Genomic DNA, 9,352 nt, shown 5'->3' on the forward strand with positions numbered 1-9,352 from the left:
TTCTCCCGCCGTGGAGCACGACGTCCCGGTTGCCTTGCTCGCCCAGCTTCGTTCCACCTGGGAAGCCGAGATCCGTCCCTCCGCGCGTCGCGCGCTCTCGGCGCTCGCCGCAGCCCTGGTGATCGGTCTCGCTCACCTCGCCCGCCGAGGGACCCCCGCCGTGCGAGCGACCGTGGCCGCGCTGCTCGCCGCGTTTTGCGTGTTCCTCGTGGCACGCGCGATCGTGCTGCATCGGCGCCGGCAAGATCCGAGGCGCACGATCCTGGAGACGATCGGCCCGACGGACCCGGAGCTCGCCGCCGCGACGGTGCGAGGCCTCGGGCTCGTGGAGCAGACGACGAAGGACGCGACGCGGGGTTCGCCGTCGCTCGCGCGTCTGCACCTCGCGCGCTTGCTCAGCCGCGCGTCGATCGAGCGCATCGCAGAGCGCGCGTCCGTGGCGGCGCGGCGATGGTCCGTGGCGGGCCTCGTGTTCGCGCTCGTCGCCGTGTTCGGCGCGGCGATCGAGCAACGCGTGGTCGAGGGGCTCGATGTGCTCGTGGCGCGAAACGGCGAGGCGCCGCTGCCGCTCGCGTACCTCGAGGACGTGAACATCGTCGCGAAGCCGCCCGAGTACCTGCACCAGCACGGCCGGGTGATCGATACGTTCGAGGCGACGTCGCTGCCGCGCGGGACGATGATCACGGTGCACGGGCGCCCGACGTTTCCGAGCCGCACGCTCGTGCTGACGGACGGCAAGGTCGAGGTGCCGTTCGCGCTCGACGGCGTGGGCGGCGTGGTGGCGCGGTGGGAGCTCGGCGAGACGGCGACGCTCCGGATCGCGGCGCGCTTCGGCGACGTGCGGATCCCGCAAGCCGACGTGCAAGAGGTGACGTCGATCCCGGACCTCGCGCCGAAGGTGCTCGTCGAGGACGCGCCGCGCACGGTGCGGATGCTCGACGAGCCGGAGATCGTCGTGTCGTACGAGGCGACAGACGATCACGGCCTCCGCGAGGTGGATCTCGTGTACCGCTCGGGCGGGCGAGAGGCGCGGCGCGTGCTGTCGCGGCCGCAGGGAGATCCCACGTCGGATCGAGGGTCGCACCGGATCGTCTTCGGCGGCGACGCGTTCTTCAAGCGCAACTTCCTGCCCGTGGAGATCACGGTGGAGGCGCGCGACAACGATCCGATCGTCGGGCCGAAATGGGGCAAGAGCGCGGCGATCGTGGTGGTCCCGCCGCAGGTCGGCGAGCCGGAGGCGATCCGGTACGAGGCGCTCGTGCGGGCGCGCGACGCGCTGACGGATCTCGTCGCGATGCGGCTCGTGGAGGAGGCGCCGAAGGGCACGCAGAGCGCCGATCACGTGAAGAAGGAGCGCGAGGCGCAAGAGAAGGCGCTCGGCGTCGTCGAGGAGGCGCTCGCCGGGACGTACGGCGGTCTGAGGTTCCCGCGCCGCGCGCTCGCGCTCGCTCGCGGGCAACTGCGCAGGCTGGAGGTCGCGCTCGCGGAGGAGCAGAAGGCGCCGTCGGCCGCGACGCACCAGAAGCTCGTCGAGGAGAGCGAGGCGGTGCTGCTCGCGATCGACGCGGCCGCGCACTCGCTCGGGACGTCGGATACACGCCGCGTGGCGAAGCGGCTCGCGACGGTCGCGGACGAGGCCGCCGAGGCGACGGCCGTCGCCGCAGGGCAACGCGGGAGCGAGACGGCGAACGGCGTGGCGCGGCTCGACGCGGCGGTGAGCGTGCTCGACGGGGGAGGAAAGCAGCTCCTCAGGCTTGGGCAGCTCGGGCTGGATCTCGGGGAGATCGTGGCGAACGGGCTGCGGCGGATCGATCGGGCGCGCAAGGCGAACGATCTGTTCCACGCCGAGCTCGCGGCGCGGGACCTCGCAGCGCGGCTGCGAAATCCCGATCCGTCGTTCGCGGGCGGAGGCGGGAGCGGCAGCGGTACGGAGTCGGGCGCGGGCGGGAGCGGGACGGGCGACGGCGATCCTTCGAGCGCGGACGATGCGGCGGAGGCGGGCGAGCAGGAGCTCGAAGACCTGATCCGCGAGCACGGAGACGAGCTCGAAGACGTGGAGCAGGCGCTCGAGCGAGCGTTCTCGCAGGACGAGCTCGACGAGCTGAAGGACGAGGCGAAGAAGCACGCCGAGGCGATCCGCGAGGCGATCAAGAACCTGCCGAGGCGCGCGGGCGAGCCGGGGTCGGCGACGGCCGCGGGCAAACAGGCGCGCGACCTCGCGGAGTCGATGGCGGACGCGCTGGAGCAAGGCAGGCCGCGCGACGCGGTGCAGAGCGGCAAGGAGGCGATGCGCGCGCTCGAAGACGCGAAGAAGCGCGGGGCATCGGCCGAGACGTGGGACCTCGGCGAGCAGAGCGCCGGTCGCGAGGCGGAGCGCGCACGGCCGGGCCTCGGCGAGGAGCTCGCGTGGGCGGAAGAGGCGCTCGAAAAGCTGCGGAAATCGGCCGCGGAGCGCGCGAAGGGCGATCTGGAGAAGAGCGGCAAGCGCGAGGCGCAGATGGCCGAGCGCGCGCGCAAGCTCGGGGAGAAGGGCGCGCAGGGCGACGGCAGCCTGCCCGAGGAGACGCTCGATCTGCTCGACCGCGCCGAGAAGAGCATGCGCGACGCCGAGCGCGCGCTCGCCGAGGGCGACGGCGAGGCGGGGCTCGAACATCAGCAGAACGCGCAGCGGCTCCTGGAGATGGCGCGCGGCGAGCGGAACAACGAGGAGAACGAGAATAGCCAGGAGCGGCCCGAGTCGAGCGACGGGCGCTCGATGGCGAAGAAGGCGGACATCCCGGGCAAAGATGGCCACAAGGGCCCCGACGCGTTCCGCAAGCGCGTGCTCGAAGGGCTCGGCGGCTCGTCGGATCCGCTGCTGAAGGAAGCCGTGAAGCGCTACGCAGAGGGGCTCTTGCGATGAGGTCTGTCGCGATGCGGAAGGTTCTTCTGGGTGCGCTCGCGGCCGCGACGTCGATGAGCGTCGCGGCGTCGAGCGGGGCGTACGTGCCGCTGCTCGGGGATCTCGATCGGGCGCGGCGCGCGCGGGAAGCGACGCTGGAGCTCGACGTGGCGGCGGCGCGCAAGATCCTCGACGGCGCGGACACGTCGGACACGGCGCTCGCGCTCGAAACGGCGCGTCTCCTGCTCTACGAGGGCGACTGTGACGGGGCCGTGGCCGTGCTCTCGCGGCCGGATCTGACGAACCGGCCGGAGGCGATGGAGCTCGGCGACGTGTCGCGCGGATGCGCGCGCGCGACGGCCGGGACGCTGACGGTGCGCGACGACGAACGCGGGGTCGTCGTGCGGCTGCAAGACGACGAGGATCGCGCGCTCGTGCCGCTGATCGTGGACGTGGCACTGAAGGCACGCGAGAACCTGTCGAAGGATCTCGGCGTGGAGCTGCCGTTGCCGATGCGGATCGATCTCGTGCGGGATCAGTTCACGCTCGCGGCGATGACGGGTTTGCCCGAGGAGGCAGCGCAGACGACGGGCACGGTGGCCGTGGCGAAGTGGGGGCGCGTGACGATGATCTCGCCGCGCGCCACGACGAACGGCTACGCGTGGCTCGACACGCTGGCGCACGAGCTGACGCACCTCGCGCTCACGCGCGGCACGCGCGACAAGGCGCCCCTGTGGCTGCAGGAGGGCGTGGCGAAGCGGCAAGAGGTGCGGTGGCGCGAGAAGGAGCCGCTCGACGATTTCCCGCCGGTCGACGTGGTCGCGCGCGTGGGCCTCGACAAGGGGCTCGGCGTGGAGCTCGACAAGATCGGGCCGTCCATCGCGATGCTGCCGTCGGCGGAGCAAGCGCAGGTGGCGTTCGCCGAGGTGGCGAGCTTCGTGCGGTACTGGGCGCGCGAGGCAGGGGACGAGGCGCTGCCGCAGCTCGTGGTGCGGCTCAAGGCGGCCGAGAGCTCGAAGGACTTCGAGCAGGCGATCGCCGAGGTGAGCGCGGCAGACTTTCAGACGTGGGTGAAGCGCTGGCGCGGGCACATCACGGGCCTGCCGAAGGACTTGCCGGCAGAGCTCGAGCCCGGCGCGATGCCGGCGAACGTGAAGGAAATCGCGCGGCGGATCCGGCTCGGGGAGCTCTTGCAAGGTCGAGGGCACGCGCGCGCGGCGTCGATCGAGCGGGCGCGCGCGCACGCGCTCATCCCGCACGAGGCCTCGGTGCGCTGCCACCTCGCGGAGTCGTTGCTCGCGATGGGCGACACGCAGAACGCCGCGCCGCTCGTGGAGCGCATCGACGACGTGTACAACCGCTTCGGGCGGTGGCACTCGCTGAACGGGCTCTTGCACCCGGACCCGAGCGATCTCGATCGCCCGTTCCGCTTCGGCATCGCGCTCGATCCGTTCGAGCCCGCGGTGGCGTGCGAGGAGAAGGCCGCGCCGGAGCTGCCGAAGGACGCGATCCGCGCGGCGATCTGCGAGGCCGCGCGCCGCATGCCTCGCTAGGAAGTCCGGTCAGTCGTCGTCGCCGCGTCCGTGCGTGCCGCCGAGGAGCGAGTCCGGCCCACGCGAGGTCGGGCCTCCGCCGTGGCGGCGTGAGAGGGCGCGCGCGATCGTGTTTCGACCGACGCCGAGCCTGCGCGCGGCCTCGGTTTTGTTGCCGTCACACACAGCCACGACCGCGCCGACGTACCGCTCGATCGCGTCGTCGAGCGAGAGGTGGAGCGGCATGCGGACCTCTTCTTCGCTCGATCGTCCGTCGGAGATCGTGGTTGGGCGCCTGCGTTGCGGCAGGTGCGCCGGCGTGATGCGGCCGTCGGGCGCGAGGGCGATCGCGCTCTCGATCCAGTGCTCGAGCTCGCGCACGTTGCCCGGCCAGGTGTGACTGCCGATGGCCAGGAGCGCGGCCGGATCGAACGTGGGGCTCGGTCTGCCGTAGCGCTGCGCGTAGACGTCGGCGAAGTGCCGCGTGAGCGCCTCGATCTCCTCGCGACCGCGCGTCCGGAGCGGCGGCAGCTCGATCTCCACGACGCGCACGCGGTAGTAGAGGTCTTCGCGGAAGCGGCCCTCGGCGACGGCGGTCTCGAGGTCGCGGTGCGTCGCGCACACGACGCGGACGTCGCCGCGCATCGTGTTGCGCCCGCCGACCCGCTCGAATGTACGATCCTGAAGGAATCGGAGGAGCTTGCCCTGGATGTCGAGCGGCAGGTCACCGAGCTCGTCGAGGAACAAGGTGCCGCCCTCGGCGAGCTCGACCTTGCCCGGGACGCGCCGATCGGCGCCGGTGAACGCGCCACGCTCGTGGCCGAAGAGCTCGCTCTCGACGAGCTGCGCGGGCAGGGTCGTGCAGTCGACCGTGACGAACGGGCGCGCCTGGCGCCGGGAGTTCACGTGAATCGCGCGGGCGAACAGGCCCTTGCCCGTGCCCGTCTCGCCGCGCAGGAGCACCGTCGCGTCGGTCTGCGCGGCGAGCTGGATCTTCTCGTAGACGGCCGTGATCGGGGCGCTGCGGCCGACGATGCGGTTGAACGGCCCTTGCAGCACGAGGCCGGGGTTGCCCCCGTCGGCCGCGCGCAGCGTGGTCATCGTGAGCGCGCGGGCGAGCTGGCTCGCGAGCGCGACGAGGTACCGCTCGTCCTCCTCGTCGAAGCCGCCCTCGCCCTGCTTGTTCAAGAGCTGCACGACGCCGCGCACCGGCGCGCGCGCCTCCTCGCGGATCGGCGCGACGAGCATCGAGCGCGTCGTGTAGCCCGTGGCCCGGTCCGCCGTCGGATCGAAGCGCGGGTCGGTCGAGGCGTCGCCGACGCGCACGACCTCGCCCGTGCGGGCCACGTACCCCGCGATGCCGCGGCCGAGCGGGAGGCGCAGCGCGGGCAGCTCGGGCAGGAGCGCCACGCGCGTCACGAGGTCGCCTTGCTCGGCGTCGACGAGCCAGATCGTCGCGCGGTCGGCGAACATCGCCTGCGCGAGGCGCTCGCACGCGGTGCCGAGGAGCGCGTCGAGGTCGACCTCGCGCGCGAGGAGCGATGCGAGATCGACGAGGAGGGAGAGGCGCGACATGGAGCCTGGGGCGAGCTCGAGCATAAGGTGCCACGCGGCCGTCGTCACCATCGACGGCTCGTCCCGGACGCGGAGCGCGGGGAGGCCCATCAGGCCGCCCTGGCGACGGAGTCGAGGCCGATGACCATGCCCTCGCGCGCGGCGACGGCGTTCGGGAAGAGCTCGCGCGTGCTCTGCTCGAGGTCGGCGACGCCCGCGTCCGAGCGGCGCGGGTCGTGGTGGAACAGCACGTACTGCCCGACGCCCGCGGCCTTCGCGAGCTCGACACCGGCGACGTACGTCGAGTGACCCCAGCCGACCTTGGAGTTGCCCGGCGCCGTGCCGCGGTACTCGTCGGGCGTGTACTGCGAGTCGTAGATCAGGACGTCAGCGCCTCGCGAGAGCGCGTAGAGCTCGGGGTCGATGCACGCGAAGTGCTCGGTGTCCGTCGCGTAGACGACGCTGCGGCCGTTCCAGTCGAGGCGGTACGCGAACGAGCCGCCCGGGTGGTTCTGCCGCGCCACGCGCACGACGACGTCGTTGATCTGGAAGCGCTCGCCGCTCCGGACCTCGCGCCAGTCGATCTTCGCGCCGAGCTGGTCGAGCCGCACGGGGAAGACCGGCGCCGTCATCTGGTAGGCGAGCGCGTCGCGCAGCGACATCACGCCGTTCGCGCTGCCGATCACCTGGATGTTCGAGCTCGGCACGTACGCCGGGACGAAGAAGGGGATGCCCTGGATGTGGTCCCAGTGGACGTGCGAGAGGAGGAGCGCCGCCTCGACCGACCCCTCGCGCAGGAGCTTGTCGCCGAGCGCGCGGATGCCCGTGCCCGCGTCGAGGATGATCTTCGTCGAGCCGCAGCGGACCTCGACGCAGCTCGTGTTGCCGCCGACGCCGATCGTGTCCGGACCCGGAGAAGCAATGCTGCCGCGAACGCCCCAGAACGTGATGTCCATCTGATTCCTCCTCGTCGTTGCCTTCGACGTCTCCCCTTTGCGAAGGTCGTGCCGTCGCAAAATCCCGGGCTTTTCCCGCGGATCGCGAGGAGGCGCCTCCGGCGCTGCACCAAGACCGAGCGGCGCCGCGCCAAAACGGATCGCCCCCGCGGACAGCGCTCGCCGGCGGGCGCCCATCCACGTTGACGAGGCGGAAAGAGGCCGTCATGTTGGTCCGAACACACGCGCGCCTCACGCCCCAGCCGTCCAAGCGTACCCAGCCGTGCGTCGGGTAGCAGGGTCGTACGAGTGAAACCCCGTGAAAACCGGTCCCGCGGTCGCGCTCCGCCGTTGACCCTAATCCCGCCCGGTGCCTAAGCTCCGCCAGGCCGACTTTTTCCGATCTCTACGATGATCGCCACGTACGCTGCCGCTCAGATCCTGCGTGCGCTCCCGCGCGAGCGCATTACCCGGGCCGTAGGCCGGCTCTGCGACCTCCCGATGCCCCAAGCGGTCACGTCCGCGGTGGTCGGGATCTACGCCCGCGCCTATCAGGTCGACATGGCCGAAGCCGTGACCCCCGACGGGGGCTTCTCGTGCTTCGATGCCTTCTTCACGCGCCCCTTGCGTGACGGAGCCCGCCCCCTCTGCCCCGACGAGGGCGCCCTCGTGAGCCCCGCCGACGGGCGCATCGACTCGTTCGGGATCATCGAGCGAGACGGCGTCTTCCGGGTGAAGGGCAAGGACTACTCCGCCCTCGACCTCGTCGGCGACGCCGACGACGCGCGCCGCTACGAGGGCGGCCAGTTCGGGATCGTCTACCTGAGCCCGCGCGACTACCACCGCGTGCACGCCCCCGCCGGCGGCACGATCTCGCTCGTGCGCTCGTTCCCCGGCGAGTACTTCCCCGTGAACTCGTTCGGCGAGACGCACGTGCCGAAGCTCTTCTCGGTCAACCGTCGCGTCGCGATCTGCATCGACACGGAGGCGCACGGTCGCGTCACCGTCGTGATGGTCGCCGCGATGATCGTCGGTCGAATCACGGTGAGCGGGATCGACGCGCGCGACGTGCCCTACGGCGAGCACCGGCTCGAACCTGGGTACGCCGTCAAGCGCGGGGACGAGATCGGCATGTTCCATCTCGGCTCGACCGCCGTCCTCTTCGTCGAGCCGGGCAAGGCCCGTCCCTGGGGGATCCAGGGCGGCCCGATCCGGATGGGCGAGTCTCTGCACGGAGCAGACAGCCGATGAGCGAGACACCTCCCCGCGGGATTGAAGATTCCACGGCGACGCAAACCTCGAACGGGATCGACGGGCCCCCTCCCGGCGTCTCGGGCGTCGCCGGTGCCGCGGGGAGCGTGGACGGGGCAGCGCCTCGCCCCCTTCCGCCCCGCCCGGGAGGCAGCGTCCCGGCGCCGCCGCGCCCCTCGCGCGTGCCCGTGAGCGGCTCGTCTCCGCCGCCTCGACCGAACACGAACATGCCGCCGCGGGCCTCGAACCCGCCCGCCGCCTCCGTCTCGCCCGCCGTGCCGGCGCCGCCCGCCGTGCCCCAGATCGAGACGCCCACGGAGACGCTGCCTGCCCTCGCCGCGGAGCCCGAGCGCGCCGCGCCTCCGCCGCTGCCGCGTCGTCGCTCGCGCCGCACGGTGAAGACCGAGGACGACACGATGCCCGCGTCCGAGGGGCAGGTCGCGCTGCCGGACGACGCGGCGACGCCGGCGCCGGAGCCGGTGGCCGAAGCCGCGCCGCCGCCCGAGCCGCTCCCTGCGATGGATGCGGGCGACGCCGGCGTCATCCAGCCGATGCGGATCCTCTCGGTCGGCGAAGATCTGCCGCCCGTCAAGGTTTATTCGGAGCCGCCGCCGGCGATGCCCGCGGCGGAGGCGACGTCGAAGCCGAGGCGCTCGACGGTCCCGCCGGCCCGTCCCGCGGAGGACGTGGTCGAGGAGGGCTGGACGCCGCGTCCGCCCGAGGTCGCGGCGATCACCGCGCAGTTCGCGTCCGAGCAGGCGCAGACCGTGGCGTTCGCGCCGCCGCCCGCGGTCCCTCGCCCGCCGATGGATACGCCGGTCACGCCGATCGAGGCGCGCGAGACCGCGCCGCGGACGAAGCCGCTCGAGTCGGCGCCGGAGCTCGTGGTCGAGGTCGCCGAGGAGGAGGCCGACGACGACGTCGTCTCCGCCGTCGCCGAGGAGGCCCGGGCGGACGAGGTCGATGCGTTCGAGGAGATCGAGCCCGAACGTGTCTCCGAGGGTGCCCGGAAGGCGTCAGCGACGACCGACGCGCAGCAGGCGGCCGCGCCCAAGAAGCCGCCGCCGCCGCCTCCGCCGCCGCGGCGTCAGGCGCCGACGGTCCCCGACCCTGGCGTCGTGCCGACCGCGTCGACCTCGCTCCCGCCGCCCAAGGCCCCGCCGCCGCCGCCGGCGTCCGCGCAGGCGACCCCGCCGCCG

The 9,352-nt window shown here is 72.6% G+C and carries 5 protein-coding genes and 1 pseudogene; 4 read left to right on the plus strand and 2 right to left on the minus strand.

All coding sequences use genetic code 11. The features are described 5' to 3' along the window. Window positions 1-10: 10 nt before the first annotated feature. Window positions 11-2,902 (plus strand): DUF4175 domain-containing protein, encoded by a 2,892-nt coding sequence (locus tag QHF85_RS35065; protein WP_281331748.1) that lies wholly within the window; start codon window positions 11-13, stop codon window positions 2,900-2,902. 11 nt (window positions 2,903-2,913) lie between these two features. Then, window positions 2,914-4,434, plus strand: coding sequence for a hypothetical protein (locus tag QHF85_RS35070; RefSeq protein WP_281331749.1), 1,521 nt, complete (start codon window positions 2,914-2,916; stop codon window positions 4,432-4,434). 9 nt (window positions 4,435-4,443) lie between these two features. Here the strand turns inward: QHF85_RS35070 and QHF85_RS35075 are convergent, their stop codons facing one another. Both QHF85_RS35075 and QHF85_RS35080 read right to left on the minus strand, forming a co-directional pair. Beyond that, complete coding sequence (locus tag QHF85_RS35075) at window positions 4,444-6,078, minus strand: sigma-54-dependent Fis family transcriptional regulator (protein WP_281331750.1); 1,635 nt, start codon at window positions 6,076-6,078, stop codon at window positions 4,444-4,446. Further along, window positions 6,078-6,923 (minus strand): MBL fold metallo-hydrolase, encoded by an 846-nt coding sequence (locus QHF85_RS35080; RefSeq protein ID WP_281331751.1) that lies wholly within the window; start codon window positions 6,921-6,923, stop codon window positions 6,078-6,080. The genes QHF85_RS35075 and QHF85_RS35080 overlap by 1 nt, the downstream gene beginning before the upstream one ends. A 390-nt stretch (window positions 6,924-7,313) precedes the next feature. Between QHF85_RS35080 and asd the strand changes: the two genes are divergently transcribed. Together asd and QHF85_RS35090 are read left to right on the plus strand one after the other, a co-directional pair. Then, the gene (asd, locus tag QHF85_RS35085) at window positions 7,314-8,153 is read left to right on the plus strand and encodes an archaetidylserine decarboxylase (protein ID WP_281331752.1); all 840 of its coding nucleotides are present in this window, start codon (window positions 7,314-7,316) and stop codon (window positions 8,151-8,153) included. Beyond that, window positions 8,150-9,352, plus strand: a pseudogene (locus QHF85_RS35090) (hypothetical protein); the annotation flags it as partial. The gene asd and the pseudogene QHF85_RS35090, both read left to right, overlap by 4 nt.

It is taken from the genome of Polyangium sp. 6x1, assembly GCF_029946515.1.
Taxonomy (GTDB): domain Bacteria; phylum Myxococcota_A; class Polyangia; order Polyangiales; family Polyangiaceae; genus Polyangium.

Coding starts and splice junctions, on each gene's coding strand:
- asd (WP_281331752.1), top strand. CDS start 7,314: ATGATCGCCACGTACGCTGCCGCTCAGATCCTGCGTGCGCTCCCGCGC.
- QHF85_RS35070 (WP_281331749.1), top strand. CDS start 2,914: ATGCGGAAGGTTCTTCTGGGTGCGCTCGCGGCCGCGACGTCGATGAGC.
- QHF85_RS35075 (WP_281331750.1), bottom strand. CDS start 6,078: ATGGGCCTCCCCGCGCTCCGCGTCCGGGACGAGCCGTCGATGGTGACG.
- QHF85_RS35080 (WP_281331751.1), bottom strand. CDS start 6,923: ATGGACATCACGTTCTGGGGCGTTCGCGGCAGCATTGCTTCTCCGGGT.